The sequence below is a fragment of the Citrobacter sp. Ce006 genome (genome assembly GCF_030336535.1).
Classification (GTDB): domain Bacteria; phylum Pseudomonadota; class Gammaproteobacteria; order Enterobacterales; family Enterobacteriaceae; genus Citrobacter; species Citrobacter europaeus.
In genome coordinates this window covers 214434-233172 of sequence record NZ_JAOWDO010000071.1, presented here as the reverse complement: position 1 = coordinate 233172, position 18739 = coordinate 214434, and the positions used below count along the sequence as shown (strand labels likewise).

The following is an 18739-nucleotide window of genomic DNA, read 5'->3' as shown; positions in this document are numbered from 1 at the left end:
CTCTATCCTATTTTATTTCTCTGCGCGTAATCATATATTTCCATTAATGATGAGCAATCTAATTTCTCCATCAAACGACTTTATAGGTACTTACGGTTTTATTGCTGATGTTCATTTTGCTGGCAATTGTGCTGTAATCCATACCGTTGAGAATATAACGCAACACTCTCATTTCCTGGGTCGACAATGTATCAAGCTTATCCTGCTCGCTGACAGATGAACCCGTAAAATGCTCAAGGGAAAAGGGGAAATAGCTGTAACCATTTTTAGCGGCTTCAATGGCGGCAAGAATATTATTCATACCTTCTTTTTTACTCACAAATCCGTTGGCACCATATTCGGCGCTACGTTTACCGTAAAAATATTCATTTTTAGCTGAAATGATAATGATTACACCAGCATAGTGCCGCTTTCTCAACTGCTCCAGCACTTCGATGCCGCTAATACCCGGTATATCCACATCAACAATCAGCAGTTCCGGTTTCGTTTTTTCAACGGTTTGAACCACGTGATCCCCGCAGTCGAGCTCGGTGGTTACGGTAATACCATTTGTATCGAGTAAGTTGCGGATGGCTATGCGAGCCAATGGGTGATCGTCAACGATTATCGCGTTCATTGCGTTTAAGAATCCCGATAAATAAAGAGAGGCGATGGCTATAGAGCAGGTGAGTCTGCAATATTATTGATTTATATATCATTAGACTCAGGACGCAAATTCTAACATAGCCATGCGCTTATTTTATGATTTTTTCATAATTCAAGTGAATAAATCATGAAAATAACATTTTGGTTTACAAAATTTAAACTTTGATACTTAGTGAACATCAAATCATTAACACGCAGCAAAGAGAATATTCCTACACATGTAGGACAAACCTTTCATGTATCACGGCTCATTTTTAATGAAAAAGTTAAAATAATCAGTACGCTGAGTATAAAAAAATCACAGAGTGGACTACGTGCCGTATATTCTTCTATTTTACAAGGTTTATCCCGGGAAATTAAACCGCATGGGAATTTGTCAACAAGCCAGACCATTAAACAGCGAAGTGTTAAACCATATAAAAATATATATCGCCATAAAAATAAAGTTATTTATGTTTTTCCTGTTATAGCAAATAAAAACAACAAACCCTCTCATTTTTGCGGTTTAAAACCCCCTGTGTTATTTTCTCTGGAAAATTCAATTAAGCGATTGATTTAGAGACTCTGGGCACGTACGTATCATGCGAAAAATACAAAAGCTTATCAGCGCAGAGCGTGAGGAGTTCACCCCTTACTCCAGCCTGTCCGCAGAATCGATATCGCGCATTGCTACGGGCTGCGGTCGGGATGAGATTGCTGATGCGCACATCCTGATGAAACAGTTTAAATCCGAACTGGTCACCATTCCTGAGTGGGATGGTGACACAGAGGATGACATCTGGCGCGCTATTCAGCTACTCCGCACAATTCTCGAGCAAATTCAGATCGGGCCATGAAGAAATGCGTCTTCACTGTAACAGCTTTGCGAGCCCTTGTTCGAGTATGGGTATCGCCGCACCGTAGACACCGAGATCGCGGCTAACCTGACTAACGGACAATTGCTGGATCGTCTGCCCAAAGAAGCTGTTTTGTTGCTCAAACCCTGCGCAAAACGCTTGCCAAATACCGGTATTTTTAACGAAAGGGCCAGAAACAATCAGCTTTTTAGGAAAGAATACGCGACAAACGTTTGAAGCTGCGGTTGTCATCTGATCAATCGCTTGCTGTATTGCTGGGTTATCTGCCAGATCCTTTGATGCCAGAAGAGTAGCAATATTCTCTTCATCATCACCCGCCTGAAACTCTTTTCCGAGCACTTCGTGTCCGATTGACCACAGCGCTGCAACCGTTTCCAGACACCCTTTTTGTCCACAGTGGCAAGGTGCATTTTGTCCTGAGATATGCCAGTGACCAATTTCGCCAAAAGCATACCCCCCTTCGACAATATTGTCCCCGGACTGACCAAACGCAAAACCAACACCGTATCCCCAGTGTAACAGCAATGTACTTTCATCTTGCTGGAGCAGATGAATCAATAGCTCATTGTCCAGCGTGCGTGAAAGCGTGATTGAGTCGCTTTCTTTTGGAAAAACAGCGCTGATATCCAGGTTGTGCATCCTGGGCCAGCGAGAGGTGTGGATCCAGCGATTCGTGGTCCGATCAAAAACCCCACCCAGCGAAAAGACAATGCCTGCTATTTCTGCATCTTCAGGTCGCCTGGCAATAATGTCGTTATAAAGATGACGAAAAATAGCTTCCAGAGCCTTATTGTCGCTGCCAGGAGGCGCCTCGGTATGCTCATGTGCAATAATCTGCGCCGCCAGGTTGACCATAAATGTGTGCACTGACTGACTAATCACCTGAAAAACAATCGTCACCACTCTGTTGGCATTGACGCCAAGCGTCAATGACGGCCTCCCTCGTCCGACATGCTCGCTGGGTTCTTCCGTTAACAAGCGAGCCTCCAGAAGTTCAGCCACATAGTCAGAGATCGTCGTTGAACGAATCTTCAATCGTTTCGTGGCTTCACTTCGGGTTTTAACCTCACCCTTCAGAACCGCAAGAAACACGCGTTCCTTATCATTGAGCAAGCCGCGGGTAATCGGTAAATGGGTAAGAAAGTCTATTGTGCGTTTATTATTCATGCTCTTATTAACACGTTTCGGGTTCAGACCGGGAAGTTTGCCGCATTCCCCCACAGTAACTCTGCAGAGGCACATGTTGTCATCAGAGCTACCTGACGAAGTATCCAGAAAGGCAACGCATCGATCAACCCTGATTTACCTTTTCATATGAGCAGGAACAAAGAGTTACAACGTTGAGAGATATTACTAGATAAGGGAAAGACGGTAAGAATGTTACAGGGGCATTGCTGCCCCGTTTTTTAATGAAAGCACCTGCTTAAGGCAGTGCCAATGCGGCATTCAATAACGGTATTGTTTTCATCCCAAATGATTCTGCTCTCCAGGTTTGCACACTGGTGGTGCGCCATGGCTTTTTGCATAAATTGCATGGGGTGAACGCTCGCCATCGCGACGGCCTCATCAAAGCCGACAAGTTGCCAGGTCACAAGATTACGCACCGCCCTGTCCAACGTCAGGCTGGAACCCGCCAAATTGCTTGCCCCTGGCTGGCGAACCGTACCGTCTTCAGCGCGTTCGACCATTGCCCCGGCAAAAGGGTACATCCCCGGGCGTTCACAGGCTGCAGCGCTCATCGCATCCGTTACCAAAATTGAACGGGGCACCGTTTTCGCCCGTAGCAGGTTTTTGAGCGCAAACGGCGGAATATGTAATCCATCAGCAATAAAACTGGCATGTAACGCATCGCAACTCAATTGCGCCTGTAATGTGTTATCCAACTTTGCCAATTCCTGAGGAATACCGTTTCCCAGATGTGTGCACAAACTGATACCTGCACTGACTGCTATCTGAAGCTGGGCATGACCAATACTGGAGTGTCCGACTGCAACGCGTTTTCCCCTTGCCGCTAGCCCTCGCACAAATTCCCCTCCTTCATCAAATTCAGGGGCGCAGGTGACCAGCAGAATCGGTCTTGAAAGGCCGTGTTCGAGGTCAGCAATGAACTGGGGGTCAGGTGGCGTCATATCTTCCGCAGGGTGACACCCGGCATATCCGTCTGCCGGGTTCAGAAAAGGTCCTTCCAGATGATATCCCGGAACCATTAACGCACCGAGCTCACTGTTAGCAACCGCTTTATCGAGCGCCTGAAAGCGTTTCATCAATACAGCTTTAGATGCTGTGATCAGCGTTGGCAGACAGCAGGTCACGCCGGTTTTCAGCATAGCTTCTAGCGCAGAGTCCAGCATCTCGGCATCAATATTTTCATCATTGAAATCAATGCCGGCAAACCCATTTACCTGTATATCAAACAAACCTGGAGTGACTTTCATCTTTCATCCCTTACCGTTCAGTCATTAGCGATGCGGATTCATTATCCAGAAATATCTGGCATGCGGGATGACGCTGAACAATAGAGGCTGGAACCGTATTTATCACAGGGCCTTGCAGGGCCTGTTTTACTGCCTGAGCTTTACGGCTGTCAGGGATACTTAGGATCAGCACTTGGGCGCACATAATCTGGCTTATGCTCATTGAAATAGCCCTGGACGGAACCTCTTCTATGCAACTAAACCATTTTTCGCCTAACTGTTGCTGGCGGCACGCATCATCCAGTGCAACCTGTAAATAGGGAACAGTGGTAGTAAAATCAGCTGGCGGATCGTTAAAGGCCAGATGTCCATTTTCACCAATACCTGCGAAGCAAACATCAATAGCCTGTGCGCCGATCAACCTGTTCAGACGGTCAATCTCCAGATCGATATCTTCAGCAGAACCATTAACGCCGACAAACTGCTTCAATGTAGGGAGTTTTTCAACTACGCGTTCACGCAGATAGCGGCGAAAGCTTGCCGGATGCTCGTCACTTAAACCAATGTATTCATCCAGATGGAAAATCGTCACTCGGGACCAGTCAATATCCGCCTGAATGAGATTTTCCAGCATTTGGAATTGGCTGGCACCGGTCGCAAGAATAATGGCAATGTGTTGTTTCTGAGCCAATGCTTGTTGCATGGCAAGGATACCTGCTTCAGCGGCTTTCTGACCTAAAATATCTTTATTTTCTACAATGATAATTTTCATCTTTACCTCATTAGTGAATTTTACGCTATTCCCTGAACGTCCATTAATGATGTTCTTTCAATCCCCTTGCCATTTGTACGGCCACTAAAGTCAACAAACTGCAAAACATGAGATAGCAAATTAAAAGAGTTGGCTCACCATCGCCAAAGGTGATAAGCGCTGCGGCAATAACGGGGGTCGAACCGGCAAAAATAACGCTGTTAAGCTCCCGTGATAAAGCGATACCAGAGTAGCGGTACTGAGTTGGAAAGAGATTCGCAAGGAATGCGCCTTGCGCCCCAGACGTCGCGCCATGCCCTATACCGTAAGCAATACACATTCCGATGGTTGCCAGCACGATATTACCGCTATCAAGAAACCAAAATAATGGGAAAGCGAAAGCACCGAGGAAAATCGCGCCAAAAGAGAAGACCACGGTAGTACCATATTTATCGGCCATTTTTCCCATTATCGGCGTCATAATGGTATTGACCGTCACGGCAATCATCAGCGCCATCAAACCCTCAGATTTCGCCATCCCCAGCGTATTAGTCAGATAACTGATACTAAAAACGCTGAGCAAATACCCATTTGCCTGATGGCCTGCCAGGCTGAAGAAGCCGCAGATGAGGTTTTTCGGGCTGTTAACGATCAACGCTTTAATAGGGACAGACTGGGTTTTCTTATTACTTTCAGCTTTTTCCATTGATCTTACATATTCAGGGGTTTCATCCAGATGTTTACGGATATAAATAGCCACAATAAACAATACAATGGAGAACAAGAATGGAACGCGCCACCCCCAACTCATAAAGGCCTCATCCGGCAATTGCGTTACCAGAAAAAACGCCAGCGATGAAAGAAGAATAGCGACCCCGGTAGAGGCATTAATCAGCGAGGTATAAAAACCACGCTGTTTAACCGGTACGTATTCAGCAACAAAGGTTTGCGCCCCCGCAAGCTCCGCGCCCGAACCAAATCCCTGCATCAGGCGGATAACCACCAGCGCAATTGTCGCCCAAATACCAATATGGTGATACGTGGGTAACAGTCCCAACGCCAATGTGGCGATGCCCATTAATACCACAGCAAAAATCAAGGCCGGTTTACGTCCATAACGATCGCCAATATGGGCAATAATTACCCCACCTAAAGGACGAGAGACAAAGCCGACCGCAAAGGTTAAAAAAGCGGCCAGCGTGGCAATGGTTGGCGAAAGATTCGGAAAATAGAGTTTATTGATAACCAGTCCAGCAGCAGCTCCATACAGCGAATAGTCATACCATTCAATAACGGTTCCTGAAATGCTGGCGAACATAACTTTGCGGATCGTTTTCTTACTGGCACCCTGTTCTTCCGGGACATCCAGTTGGCTTACTCTGTCTAAATTGGCTTCACTCATTGCTCCCCCTGAATTTCTTTAAATAATTGTTTTCATGCAATAAAAAATTGCATGAGCTGGGTAACAAGCGGACATCAACCTCGCACAATCTGACGTTATCACTCTAAAAATAATTTTTGAACATGATCGTTCATAAATCAGGTTATAAATGTGACAGCGGTCATGAGATTAGGGTTCAAGGGGTAAAATCGGATACCAAAACGCATGATTGAGGGGACAGGATGAGAGCAAAAAACAGGCTGTAACAGGGCTGGAGATCGGCACAGCCTGATGACGCTTCGTTTATCAGGGCTACGGCTTACAAGCTTTAGTTGGCCGGATAAGGCGTCAGCGCCGCCATCCGGCAGGTAAAACAAAGCCTCCTATGTCTGACCGTTTTTAAGATTATAACTCCCCTTTCCCGTTAACTCAGATCGGCAAGCGGCAGGCACAGGATCTGAGTTTTTGGGAATAACTTCGCGAAAATGGAGAGAAAACGGCGTTTTTTTTCAGTTAAGCTATGTTCATGCTTTGGCGCTACCCATGGTCAGATCCACTATTCAGGAACCCACCCATAATGGCAAAAAGTACCCCGCAGCTGCCGCTCGACCCACATATGTGTCGCAGCTATGAAAAAAAGTCGCGAAGTCCGCTGGCACTCTACTCTGAGTATCAGCGTATGGACGTCGAGCTGCGGGCGCCGCTGGCCATGAACTACAGCCACTGGCATGGTCAGGTTGAGGTGAATGTGCCGTTTGATGGCGATGTGGAGTACCTTTTCAATGACGAAGTGGTGAAGAGCAAACAGGGATTTATTACTCTGTTCTGGGCCTGCACACCTCATCAGTTGACGGATGCCGGGCATTGTAAACAGATGGCCATCTTCAACTTACCGATGCATCTGTTTTTGTCCTGGCCGCTGGACAGGGAACTGATTAACCACGTAACGCACGGAATGGTGATCACTTCGCTTGTTTCGCAGCAGTTGAGCGCATTTGAAGTGCAGCGTTGGCAGGGTGAACTCAACAGCGACAATGAGCAAATTCGTCAGTTAGCCATTGATGAAATCGCCCTGATGCTCAAGCGATTTAGCCTCGCTGGCTGGCGGCCGGTACTGGGTAACAAGACGTCACGCACCCAGAAAAACAGCATTTCGCGGCATTCACAATTTTACGTTAGCCAGATGCTGGAGTTTATTGCCGCCAATTGCGACAAACAACTCACGGTCGATGCTATTGCCGAACACGTTAAGCTCAACCCCAATTACGCGATGGGTATTTTTCACCGGGTGATGCAACTAACCATGAAACAGTACATTACCGCAATGCGCATCAACCATGTGCGGGCTTTACTCAGCGACACGGATAAAACAATTTTGGATATCGCGACGATTGCAGGTTTTCGCTCCAGCAGCCGTTTTTACAGCTCGTTTCATAAATACGTCGGCATGCCGCCGCAGCAGTATCGCAAACTGAGCCAACAACGCCGAAATCATTCACCTTATGCCGAGGGGTAATTTATTCGCCAGACTCTCTCTTACCTTACTACCAAAATATAAGCACCAGAATAGCAGGTCAAAACAGATAATCTGCTGCAGTTAATAAAATAGGGTTCAGCCATGAGCTCTGGCAACTATGTTACTCAGACATGAGTGACCTGTAGCAGGTATTTATTTGACGTGTTCAACCATTAACGATTGGGATGGAATTATGGAATTAAATAGCTGCACCGCTAACAACAGAAAGCCATTGTCTTTCTTTTGGTCAGTTTTACCGATGGTTGTCATGTTGGGCGGAATTAGCATCGGGTATTTTATCTTTAATATTCGTGCTGAACCCATGATCCTGATGGGAACGGCAACCGCCTCGTTTATCGCCATCGCGCACGGCTACACGTGGGATGACATTCTACAATCTATTTGTAATAAAATATCTGAAGCGCTGCCTGTTATATTAATTGTTGCCAGTATCGGTTTCTTAATTGGCGCTTGGATGGTGTCAGGCACTATTCCAATGATGATTTATTATGGTCTGAAATGGATTAATCCGCAGTTTTTCTATATTTCAGCATTTATGCTGGGAGCGTTGATCTCAGTATGTACCGGCACTTCCTGGGGATCCATCGGCACCGTCGGGATTGCCATGATTGGCGTAGCAATTGGCCTGAATGTTTCGCTGCCGATTGCTGCTGGCGCTATTGTCTCCGGCTGCTGGTTTGGTGATAAGCTCTCGCCGGTTTCTGATTCAACCAACATGGCGGCGCTGGCTGCCGGGGTAAACCTGTACTCACATATCGGCCATCTGCTGTGGACCACCGGCCCGGGCTTTATTGTTTGCTGCGTTGTTTACAGCTATATGGGCATGGGCATTGATGCTTCGTCCAGCGCGCCGGCAAATATAACCAGCCTGATGAACTCTATCGGTCAGATTTATCACTTCAACATTCTGCTACTGCTGCCGCCGATCATCGTTTTGTATGGCTCACTATCAAAAAGACCACCAATCCCGATGCTCTTTTTATCCACAATCGTCTCAATGATTCTGGCATTAGTCTTTCAGCAATTTACCGCATCTTCGGTCGGTGAATCCGTGGTCAGCGGCTTTAAGCTCGCGATGCTCACCGGAGACAATCTGCCAACACCGTCTTCCGATGTTTCTCGCTTACTGGAACGCGGCGGCGCCATTTCAATGTTTAGCAGCTTCGTTACCGTTTTCAGCGCCTTCAGCTTTGCCGGAGCAATGAGTGCGACAGGCTCTCTACACACCGTGATAAACGCGCTTACTAAAGGCGTGAAATCCACATTTCGCCTGGTGGCTACCACAATTGTAACGACGGTCACCATTTGTGCCTGCACGGCAAATGGGACCTTGCCATTGCTGCTGTGTGGTGATGCCTTTAAAGAGGAGTACAAAAAACGAGGGCTTGCGACAAAGAATCTTTCGCGTACTACCGAAGATGCCGGAACCGTTGTCGAACCGATTATTCCCTGGTCTGCCTCAGGTGTTTATTGCGCCACGATGCTGGGCGTGGCAACGCTTGATTATTTGCCATGGGCAATCCTCTGTTACAGCGGGGTTATCTTTGCTTTGTTGTGGGCAGCAACCGGTATTGGCATTGCTAAATATGAACCCAACGAATCTACAGAGCATATGGTGGAGCAAAAGTCATAGGTTATTAATCGCTAAAATTAACCACCACCAGGGTTAATTACTATATCTATTAGATATACATAAACATTCTTCGCTGTATTGCGTTGCTTAAATTATTTTCAGAGACTTTCCAGGAGTCAGCAATGTCTTTGTTTGATGATATTGTCACAAGGGATGTGAATTGCCGTAAATACGGACAATTACAACAGATGTACGGTACCACCGATGTATTACCGCTGTGGATTGCAGATATGGATTTTGTAACGCCAGAGCCAATCATGAGCACGTTGCGTTCGGTGGTGTCACAGCCGGTACAAGGCTATAACATGGATTATCCACAATGGAAAGAGTCCGTTATCGATTGGTATAAACAACAGTATGATACTGACATCAAGGCGCACTGGTTACATTTTATTCCCGGTGTCATAAAAACTATCGTACTCTCTTTAATGGCGCTTACCCGTCCGGGCGATAATATTTTAACCTGTACGCCAATATATGACCCCTATCCTAATCTGGTAAAAACCAGCGGCAGGAATTTGATTCAAACGCGCCTCATTGAAAAAGACGGTCATTACGAATTTGACTGGCATGATTTCAGCGAGAAGCTCAAGCAGTGCAAAATGTTTCTTTTCCCTTCGCCGCATAATCCGGGCGGTATGGTGTGGTCGCGAGAAACGCTGGAAAAAGTCAGTCACTATTGCAAGCTTGCTGGCGTCATTATTCTGTCTGATGAAGTGCACAGTGATTTAACGCTGCCCGGCAAGCGCCATCTGCCGTTTTTTACTCTCGACGAAGCGGCAGGCAGCCAATCAATCGTGCTGACCTCTATCAGCAAGACCTTCAATACCGCTGCGATCCAGGGCGGAATAGCCATTATTAAAAATGATGAATTACGCCATCAGTTTTATGGTTTCCTGGATAACTGCTACCTTGCCGAGACGCATTCCTTACAGCAGGCAGCCATTTACAGCGCCTTTACCCATTGCGGCGACTGGCACCAGAAATTATTAGCCTACCTGGCCGACAATGTGGCATTTGTTAAAAGTGAACTTGAACAGCACTGCCCTTTAATCTCAATTGTGTATGGCGGCGCATCGTATCTTCTGTTTCTGAACGCACAAGAGATGAATCTTAGCGATGAACAGCTAAACGCTTTTTTTGTGCATGAAGCAAAGCTTGGTCTGTCGCCCGGCGCGCAATATGGCCCCGGCGGCGAGGGTCACATGAGACTCAACGTTGGGTGCCCGCGCCCGGTACTGGTAGAAGCGATGAACCGGCTTAAAGCGGCGTACCAAAAACGGCAAAGAGCATAACGCACAGCAAACTATTCGCCCCACTACGGTGGGGCAAAATTATCCAAAGATGTTGCAGAACTGCTATAAACTCTTTCCCTTCCGTCGGCTGGTGTTAAACTGGAAAGTGTGATCTTCATCATAACCTGCTTAAACAGAGAAAAGAGACACTGCTATGCAACATATCATTGAGGGCTTCCTCAACTTCCAAAAAGAGATTTTCCCTCAACGTAAGGAACTCTTTCGCAGCCTGGCGTCCAGCCAGAATCCTAAAGCGCTTTTCATCTCCTGTTCCGATAGTCGTCTGGTGCCAGAACTCGTTACTCAGCAAGAGCCCGGACAGCTTTTCGTTATCCGTAACGCCGGGAATATCGTACCGTCTTTTGGACCGGAACCAGGCGGCGTTTCCGCGACTATTGAATACGCGGTAGTGGCACTTGGCGTGACGGATATCGTCATCTGCGGGCACTCCAACTGCGGCGCGATGAAAGCCATTGCCGATAGCCAGCCTCTGGATCCGATGCCTGCTGTCGCTCACTGGCTGCACTATGCCGATGCCGCGAAAGCCGTAGTCGAGAAGAAAACCTGGGATAACCCAATCGATAAAGTTAACGCCATGGTGGAAGAGAACGTTATCGCACAGCTCAACAACATTAAAACGCATCCTTGTGTCGCGGTTGGCTTGCGAAACAACGCGCTTCGTCTGCACGGATGGGTTTATGACATCGAAAGCGGTGAAATCCGTACACTGGATAAAAACAGCAAAACCTACGTTTCTCTTGCAGATAACCCGCAGGTGCATTTCGAGTAAATCATCCACTGGAGCAAGGATGCTCTGGATAGCTTTTACCTACTTTTGTGCTATAGACAAAAAACACACTTGCGACTAGCTTTAAAATAGCCACTGGTGTTCCCACATCGGTTTTCGCACATTAATATAACATTGCGGCAGGTCTCATGCACTGAGTCGCAAACGGCCGTTCATACATGGTGCAGGCGATAAAAGGAGCCGGTACGAATGCAAGCAAAAATAAAAAGAATAATAAATATGTTATTCTATCATGAGTCGTGGGATATCATGATTATTAAGGATCACGGCACACACTTATTCCCAAATAATACGCTGGAAATATTAAGTAAATCAGCCGCACAGCAGTTAAAAAAGAAATATACGTTTCAGGCCGATCCTTTTCTTATTGAAAAAGACGACAAACTCTATGTTTTTTATGAAGCTTTTAGCTTTCGCAACTCGAAAGGCACGCTCCGATGCCGCATTCTTGATCGTGAACTGACTGAAATTGATGATGTGAAGCTCGAAGGTTTTGACGACCTGATGTGTCATTTGTCATTTCCTTTCCTGATTAATATCAACGATCAGCTCTTCATGATTCCTGAGTCATCAGAAAGAAAAGAAGTAATACTGTTTCAGTCGGTAGAATTTCCAGCTCGCTGGAAGCAAATTAAAGTTCTAATCTCTGATACCGAAGTAACCGATAACATTTTTCTTTCAATGAATGAGACCTGCTATCTGATGTCCACCACCATGGATAATAAAATAATTATTCATTCAGCAGAGCATCTTTACGGACAGTGGCAGCGAATTACTCCTGCCTTGAAAGTGAGCAACCCTCATCACCGTGGAGCGGGCGCTCCTTATCTTGTCGATAACAAAATGTATTTCCTCACCCAGGAATGCACGCCTGAAACCTATGGAAAATCTATCTACATCAAGGAATTAGTCACCCTGAATAACGCTAATTTTGATGAGAATCTGATCGAACAAATCAACTCGTCGATCAACCACAGTGACGGTGTTCACACGCTGAATTTCTCAAGTAACTTTATTGCTTATGATACAAAAATAAACAAATTCAGCTTTTTATCTATACTTAAAAAAATATCTTACAAGTGTATGGTGAGGTATCGTAACTATTATCTTACCAGGCGTCACCCATAACCTTCTTCCAGGGCAGTGACGTGAATTAATGCCCATTTTGATAGCATTTTTCTGGAGTCTGTATGGCAATTCTTGTCACTGGTGGTGCAGGTTATATTGGTTCACATACTGTGTTAACGCTACTGGAAAGAGGCGATGATGTCGTAGTCATCGATAATCTGGCGAATGCGAGCCGAATCTCGCTGGACAGGGTCGCGGAGCTCACCGGAAGAGAACCCATTGTCTATATCGCCGATGTTCTCGACAGACAGGCATTGAAAAATATTTTCGCCAACCATAACATCACCGATGTCATTCATTTTGCCGGGCTAAAATCGGTTTCAGAGTCGATAAAAGACCCCCTCGCCTACTATGAAAACAACGTCACCGGTACGCTGGTTTTACTGGATGAGATGCTGGCCGCAGGCGTTAATCGATTCATTTTTAGCTCATCAGCTACGGTATATGGCAATCCGGAAAGCGTACCGCTGAGCGAGCAATCGCGTACGGGCGGAACCACCAATCCGTACGGCACCTCTAAATTAATGGTCGAACAAATTCTGGCCGACTTCTCACGCGCGCAACCTGATTTCCGCATTACCTGCCTGCGCTATTTCAACCCGGTCGGCGCCCATCCATCGGGTCGGATTGGTGAAGATCCTAACGGTATCCCTAATAACCTGGTTCCATACATCTCCCAGGTCGCGATTGGTAAGCTGGAAACCGTGTCGGTGTACGGTAATGATTATCCCACTCCCGACGGCACCGGCGTGCGTGATTATATCCACGTAATGGATTTAGCGACCGGCCATTTAGCCGCACTGGATTGCCAGAACAAAGGCGCTGCCTACAAGGTGATTAATCTCGGTACCGGAGTCGGTTATTCCGTAATTAATCTGATTGAGGCGTTTGAAAAAGCGGCGCAGACAAAAATAAGCTATCAGTTTGTCGACAGAAGACCTGGCGACATTGCCGAATGTTGGTCTGACCCGTCACTGGCATACAAAGAGTTAGGGTGGAAGGCCATCTATAACCTTGATGAAATGATGCGTGACACGTGGAACTGGCAAAAAAATAACCCGAATGGGTATCACATCTGATGTATGCGGCAACGCGCCTGACCGCCAGGCGCGTTGCCGTGCTGGGTTAGCGTGCCGTTATCGTTGATACGCGATACCAGCCGCTGCTCTGCTTACCCTGGTTGGCGAAGTTAATTCTCGGCGCACCGGATTTATCCAGCATCGCGACCTCAATCGCGTATTGCCCTTTCGCCAGTCCTCCCGGCATGGGCAAGGCATAGCTGACCTGATAAACACCCGGGAGCCAACGTCGTATATCATCCGCCGCATTCCCCTGCGCCACCACTTTATTAGCGTTATCCACCACACGAAATGCCAGCGTGTAGGGCAGATAAATCGGGGCGATACCTTCGTTATACCACGTGCTGTTTAATGTCAGCGTTTGTCCGCCGTCCCACACGGATTCATGGCTTAGAGACGCTAAGCGAAACCGATAGCCTAGTTTACTCAGCGCATCGTCAACAATCGGTCGATAATCGCTGGGAATCGCCCTCGATTTCAGGTTAATAGTGCTGGCGTGCTGCTTGATCGCCCAGTCAAAAATGCCCTGCACTTCGGCGCGCGTATAGTGGAAGGTATTCTTCCAGTCCTGCATATATGAACAGATTTCCAGACTAACCGGCGCACGTTTCCAGGCGTCATTAAACCCTGAATAACTCTGCTGCGCGGCCAATATTCGCTGCGGATAATCATCAGCCATATGGTTCCAGGTGTTTGAAAATACGCGCAGATCGCCCCAGCAGTCCGCCCGCCATCCCGCACCGCGCGCCACCGCATTCGCCAGGCTTTGCCCACCGCTCATTAACATAATTTTCGGCGTCGAAGGGAAGGCAGAAAAATGCATTGCGACGTAGCGGTCCAACTGCGCGGTGGTGTACCGTTCCAGCAGTGGCTGCAGATTAGAGAAATTGCTGTTATGCCATTCACCCCATGCCCCCACCATGCCGATATCCACAAACGCAAGATTCTCATTGCCGTCGTAGCGTTTTCCGAATGCGTTCAGCAGACGCTGGCTGTACTCAATAAACAGAGGGTCGTCTAAATCTGGAATAAATGTTTTGTTATCAGGCGTCCAGGTGCCTTTCACGCCTTTTTTAATCAGCCAGTCGGGAATTTTTGTACCATCCCCCGGGTCAGCTAGCGCCATAAACCGCAGTCCAACGTTCATCGCGGGACGATGCGCCGCCGCGTATTTGAAGGCATCATCCACCAGCGCAAAATTGTACTGACCTTCAATGGGCTCCAGGTCTCGCCAGTAAAACCGCTCGTACTCAAACCCGGTGTTGGGATAATCAGCCAGCCCCAGCGTTTCACCGTATCCCTGATGAAAACTTGCCACGCCAATCCCTGGATTGGTCAGCGGGCCAGTCAATGCTTTGGGGGTAACGGTCGTTAATGCGGAAATGCCCGTCAACGGAAAGGACATCAACAACAGCGCAGAAACCCATTTACACTTCATCGCAGTGACGCCCTCCACAGGTTTGTTAACGCTAGCGGTCTTTCAGGCTTAACCACCAGTCCCAGATACCTACATGAAAATTTTGGAACACATCAATACCTAACGCGGATTTGATCATATACAGCGTCAGCAATACGCAGCAGGTGACGAACAACACGGCAATCAGCAGCAAAAAAGTGAGCAACATTCTCGACAGGGTCGATTCCTGGCGGTGCTGGCGGCGTAAATCTCTGCCAAACAAAAAAACCAGATAATAACGCTTACTGAAAAAAGGAAAGCTTCGGCGAATATCGATCTGATGCCGCGAAGCCAGCGTCGATGCCAGGATAGCATTTTCCACCCCTTCCTTTTGTTCAGGGGTCAACCCCTCAACAATCGACTCATCAAGATGAGAATAAAATCGTTCGATGACGGGAGGACGATTTTGAGGACTGGTCAAAATTAACCTATATCTTTATCAATGGAGTGATAGACGTTAACCGTCTTTTTGGCGATTTCATGCCAATTGTAGTTTTGTAAATATACACGATAGTCCACGCTATTGGTTGTCGCCCACTGGGTTAATTTCTCGGCCAGACTGGCCACATCCCCCACCTTAAAATAGGCCTCGGCGGGCAGTTGAACTTCAAGATTAGCCGGAATATCACTGACGACGGCAGGAAGAGAGAATGACATCGCTTCCAGTAGCGCAATGGGCAATCCTTCATGGTATGAAGGCATCACAAACAGCCTGGCCTGCGAAAATACCGCCTGCAGCTCATCACCCCGTAAGAAACCGGTCATCACGACGCCTGGCGTGTCCGCGGCAAGCTTTTTGAGGCGCACGCTGTATTCGGTCGGATGATCCGCATCGCCAATTAACACTAACGGCATGGTCAAACCGCTGCGCTGATAGGCGGCGATGGCATCATGCATCCCTTTTTCTTCCACAAATCGCCCAACCACCACGAGGTAGTTTTTCGGCTGCAGCCCAAAACGGGAGAGCGTATTGTCGATGGTCAGATCAGATAACAATCGCGGCTCGTTTACGCCATTGTGAATTAAATGTGCATCATAGCGACCGTGTTTTTTCTGGATCAGTTGATTAATAACGTCAGAAATCACAATCACTTCGTTGGCATATCTCACCGCCCAACGCTCACCGAGTAGCAATATTTTTTTGGCAACGAAACCCCATTTCTGCCGATCGTAATCGGGCCCATGGTGGGTAAAAACCACCTTCTTCCCTAACACGCGTAATAATGGGATCACAAGGCCTGGTCCAATAGCATGGACATGCACAATATCCGAATGGTCGATACTTGTCCTAAACGCCGCTAAAACGGAATGGACAATCGCTTCCAGCGAGCGCTTTTTGGGCGCCCACAGCGCGTAGGTTTCGACTTTCTTATATACCGATCGTTTATAATTTACATATGGCGAGCGAGCAATCACGCAAATATCCACGTCGAACTGCTGCTTAATGGCAGGATATAGATTCTGACAGTGTGTCTCCACACCGCCCAATACATCGGGAATACCACGCGTACCAAAAACCGTTATTTTTTTACTCATACTATGGCCTGCTCAGCAGTTCTTTATAGAGCGCCTGGAGGGTATCCATATGTTTACTCAGCGCATATTTTTCACTCAACCGCGCACGACCAAGTAAGCCCATGACCCGCGCTTTCTCTGGCGAGTCGGCCAGGGCATCCATCGCATTAGCTAACTCCTGCGCATTGCCCGGTTCGAATAAAATCCCTTCGATACCGTCACGAATTTGTTCGGGGATGCCGCCAATGCGCGACCCGATAACCGGCTTGCCTAAGGACATCGCCTCTAATATCGCCATTGAACAGTTTTCATAGCATTCTGAAGGCAGGATCACCGCCCGCGCATGTTTAATAAGGTTGTCGAGGGCTTCCCCTTGTTGCACATAACCTAAAAACTCAACGTCCGGGTATTTGGCGGCTAACTCATCGTGCAGCGGACCGTGACCCACAATTTTCAGCGGCGCTTTGTTCTGCATTTTCTCATGCGCCGCCAACAGCGTTGCCACACCTTTTTCACGGCTCAGGCGACCGAAGTACAGCATATAACCCTCGTCGCTTACCTCATCCAGGGGACGGCTGTCATCAACGCCATTGACGATGACATCAATACGCGAATTCGGCAGCGTACGCAGTAAAACCCCACGTAAAAAGACGCTTGGCGAAACGATCACATCCAGAGCCTGGTAATTTTGCGCAATATACTGCCAGGTCGCCTCCAAAGAGAGCAGAAGACTTTTTGAGGCAGACCCTTCCTGGCAACGATACCTGAAAGCATTAAAAACCGTTCCGGTGATACAGGAATCACACACCTTGCCGTCGCGCAGCATGGAATAGGCGGGACAGACTATCTTATAGTCATGCGCGGTCAGCACCGTTTTGCAGCCAAAATTGCGGGCAACTTTAATCAACGCCGGCGTTAACTGATGGTAAATGTTATGAAAGTGGACGATATCCGGACGCTCTTTTTGTAGTAGCGCCAGCATCTTTTTGCAGGCCTGCGAATTATGAATAAAGTTAACCGCCGTTTTGAGCCCACCCAGCAGATTGCTTTCTTTGTGATAGTCCACATTGCTGACGAAATAATCCGCATAGTCTGAAGGGAAATTTTTCTCATGCTGCATCGAGAAATCAATAACCTGCACACCAGCCTGTTTCAGCATATCGCGCTCTTGAAAATAAACCGTTTCCGCGCCGCCTTTAATGAAAAAAAACTTATTCACTAATAAAACTTTCATTGCGCCAGCCTTAGTTATTCATGAATGATTTTACTGTCAGGCGGAGTCAACGGATCGCGTACTGGTTTAGTCAAGCCTTTAACCAGTCCGGCAGAAAGCACGGCCAGGTTCATTACGCTCTGCAATCCGTTCAATAACGATCGATTCTGCACGGTTTTCAGGACAATAAACGCAAGCAACGGCAAAAATGCAATGTCGAAAAGTTCGAGATTGAAGGTCACCGCCGCAATGAACAAAGCAATCAAATAAACAGAAAAAATCGCCTCGTTCCTGACCATTTTTAACGCTTTGCCGAAATAAGGTTTTCCCCAGGCACAACGTAAAAGCTCGCCCGGAGCCTGATAGTATCCGCTTTTCCAGCGGTGCTTGAGCATCTGAAAGGTCGGCATAGTATGGGAAGTATGAATAAAATACGGAATATTCAGACGACGCAGTTTATAACCCGCATCGAGCAAACGCAGGCCCAGTTCGGCTTCTTCATAAGCGTGCAAATTACGGTTGGTAAGATAACCAATTTTTTCAATTGCAGATCGACGATATAACCCGCCACCGCCTAAATGGTCACTATCCCCGAGCGGATAAATTTTATTAATACGCTGCTTACGCGATTTAAATTCATAGTTAACGGCATCGTCCATTTCAACGGTTCCCGCGACGCCTGCATATTCCGGCTCAGCCTGCAAAAATGCGACGGCTTGATCCACAAAGCCCTCTTCCAGCTCCATGTCGCCATCCATCAGTAGCAGATATTCCCCTTCACTATACAGATAACCTAACTGATGCCCGACGCCGCAGCAGCGATCGTCTGGGTTAGTTAAGGACACCACGGTCGCCCCTTTATCGATAGCGAGCTGTTGGGTGTTATCCGTTGACAAACTATCTGCCACTATAATTTTATGTGGATAATCAACAAGCTGCCGGCGAATACTGTCGATCGTTTTCTCAATACATTCAGATTCATTGAGTGTTTTAATACTCACTGAAATAAACGGTTTTTGGTCCATAC

At 47.3% G+C, this 18739-nt stretch carries 16 protein-coding genes and 1 pseudogene; 7 read left to right on the top strand and 10 right to left on the bottom strand.

The window, feature by feature from the left end:
- Positions 1 to 2: 2 nt before the first annotated feature.
- Positions 3 to 616, bottom strand: a pseudogene (evgA, locus tag OGV94_RS14355) (acid-sensing system DNA-binding response regulator EvgA).
- Between the two features lie 610 nt (positions 617 to 1226).
- Here evgA and OGV94_RS14350 point away from each other — a divergent pair.
- Positions 1227 to 1481, top strand: coding sequence for a hypothetical protein (locus OGV94_RS14350; protein ID WP_080626207.1), 255 nt, complete (start codon positions 1227 to 1229; stop codon positions 1479 to 1481).
- Positions 1482 to 1493: 12 nt separating this feature from the next.
- Here OGV94_RS14350 and OGV94_RS14345 read toward each other — a convergent pair whose 3' ends face one another.
- From OGV94_RS14345 to OGV94_RS14330, 4 genes are all read right to left on the bottom strand, one after another.
- Entirely contained in the window at positions 1494 to 2669 is a 1176-nt protein-coding gene (locus tag OGV94_RS14345; protein ID WP_043017268.1) for an ROK family transcriptional regulator, read from the bottom strand.
- 239 nt (positions 2670 to 2908) lie between these two features.
- Positions 2909 to 3937, bottom strand: coding sequence for an N-acetylglucosamine-6-phosphate deacetylase (locus OGV94_RS14340; RefSeq protein ID WP_043017269.1), 1029 nt, complete (start codon positions 3935 to 3937; stop codon positions 2909 to 2911).
- A gap of 10 nt (positions 3938 to 3947) precedes the next feature.
- Entirely contained in the window at positions 3948 to 4688 is a 741-nt protein-coding gene (locus OGV94_RS14335; RefSeq protein ID WP_286523615.1) for a glucosamine-6-phosphate deaminase, read from the bottom strand.
- Between the two features lie 43 nt (positions 4689 to 4731).
- The gene (locus OGV94_RS14330; protein ID WP_043017271.1) at positions 4732 to 6069 is read right to left on the bottom strand and encodes an MFS transporter; all 1338 of its coding nucleotides are present in this window, start codon (positions 6067 to 6069) and stop codon (positions 4732 to 4734) included.
- 556 nt (positions 6070 to 6625) lie between these two features.
- Between OGV94_RS14330 and melR the strand changes: the two genes are divergently transcribed.
- The 6 genes from melR to galE all read left to right on the top strand — a co-directional run bounded on the left by melR (position 6626) and on the right by galE (position 13528).
- Positions 6626 to 7564, top strand: a complete 939-nt coding sequence (gene melR / locus OGV94_RS14325) for a transcriptional regulator MelR (RefSeq protein ID WP_043017272.1) — start codon at positions 6626 to 6628, stop codon at positions 7562 to 7564.
- A gap of 193 nt (positions 7565 to 7757) precedes the next feature.
- Positions 7758 to 9218 (top strand): Na+/H+ antiporter NhaC, encoded by a 1461-nt coding sequence (gene nhaC / locus OGV94_RS14320; protein WP_286523613.1) that lies wholly within the window; start codon positions 7758 to 7760, stop codon positions 9216 to 9218.
- A gap of 122 nt (positions 9219 to 9340) precedes the next feature.
- A complete protein-coding gene (locus OGV94_RS14315; protein ID WP_181231148.1) occupies positions 9341 to 10513 on the top strand; it encodes a MalY/PatB family protein in 1173 nt (390 codons plus the stop codon).
- A gap of 154 nt (positions 10514 to 10667) precedes the next feature.
- Positions 10668 to 11303, top strand: a complete 636-nt coding sequence (locus tag OGV94_RS14310; RefSeq protein ID WP_016154107.1) for a carbonic anhydrase — start codon at positions 10668 to 10670, stop codon at positions 11301 to 11303.
- A 207-nt stretch (positions 11304 to 11510) separates the two neighbouring features.
- Positions 11511 to 12449 carry a glucosamine inositolphosphorylceramide transferase family protein gene (locus tag OGV94_RS14305; protein ID WP_043017276.1) on the top strand — a complete coding sequence of 313 codons (939 nt, stop codon included), beginning with the start codon at positions 11511 to 11513 and terminating at the stop codon, positions 12447 to 12449.
- Positions 12450 to 12511: 62 nt separating this feature from the next.
- The gene (galE, locus tag OGV94_RS14300) at positions 12512 to 13528 is read left to right on the top strand and encodes a UDP-glucose 4-epimerase GalE (RefSeq protein ID WP_181231147.1); all 1017 of its coding nucleotides are present in this window, start codon (positions 12512 to 12514) and stop codon (positions 13526 to 13528) included.
- 46 nt (positions 13529 to 13574) lie between these two features.
- On the opposite strand, the gene OGV94_RS14295 is transcribed toward galE, so the two are convergent.
- From OGV94_RS14295 to OGV94_RS14275, 5 genes are read right to left on the bottom strand one after another with little or no spacing between them, the layout of a single operon-like run.
- On the bottom strand, positions 13575 to 14966 hold the full coding sequence (locus tag OGV94_RS14295) for a DUF4832 domain-containing protein (RefSeq protein WP_181231146.1): 1392 nt from the start codon (positions 14964 to 14966) through the stop codon (positions 13575 to 13577).
- A gap of 31 nt (positions 14967 to 14997) precedes the next feature.
- Positions 14998 to 15405, bottom strand: a complete 408-nt coding sequence (locus OGV94_RS14290) for a hypothetical protein (protein ID WP_043017279.1) — start codon at positions 15403 to 15405, stop codon at positions 14998 to 15000.
- A gap of 2 nt (positions 15406 to 15407) precedes the next feature.
- Positions 15408 to 16520 (bottom strand): glycosyltransferase family 4 protein, encoded by a 1113-nt coding sequence (locus OGV94_RS14285; RefSeq protein ID WP_087050855.1) that lies wholly within the window; start codon positions 16518 to 16520, stop codon positions 15408 to 15410.
- A 1-nt stretch (position 16521) separates the two neighbouring features.
- Positions 16522 to 17733 (bottom strand): glycosyltransferase family 4 protein, encoded by a 1212-nt coding sequence (locus tag OGV94_RS14280; protein ID WP_080626199.1) that lies wholly within the window; start codon positions 17731 to 17733, stop codon positions 16522 to 16524.
- Positions 17734 to 17747: 14 nt separating this feature from the next.
- The gene (locus tag OGV94_RS14275) at positions 17748 to 18737 is read right to left on the bottom strand and encodes a glycosyltransferase family 2 protein (protein WP_043017282.1); all 990 of its coding nucleotides are present in this window, start codon (positions 18735 to 18737) and stop codon (positions 17748 to 17750) included.
- Between the last annotated feature and the right edge of the window lie 2 nt (positions 18738 to 18739).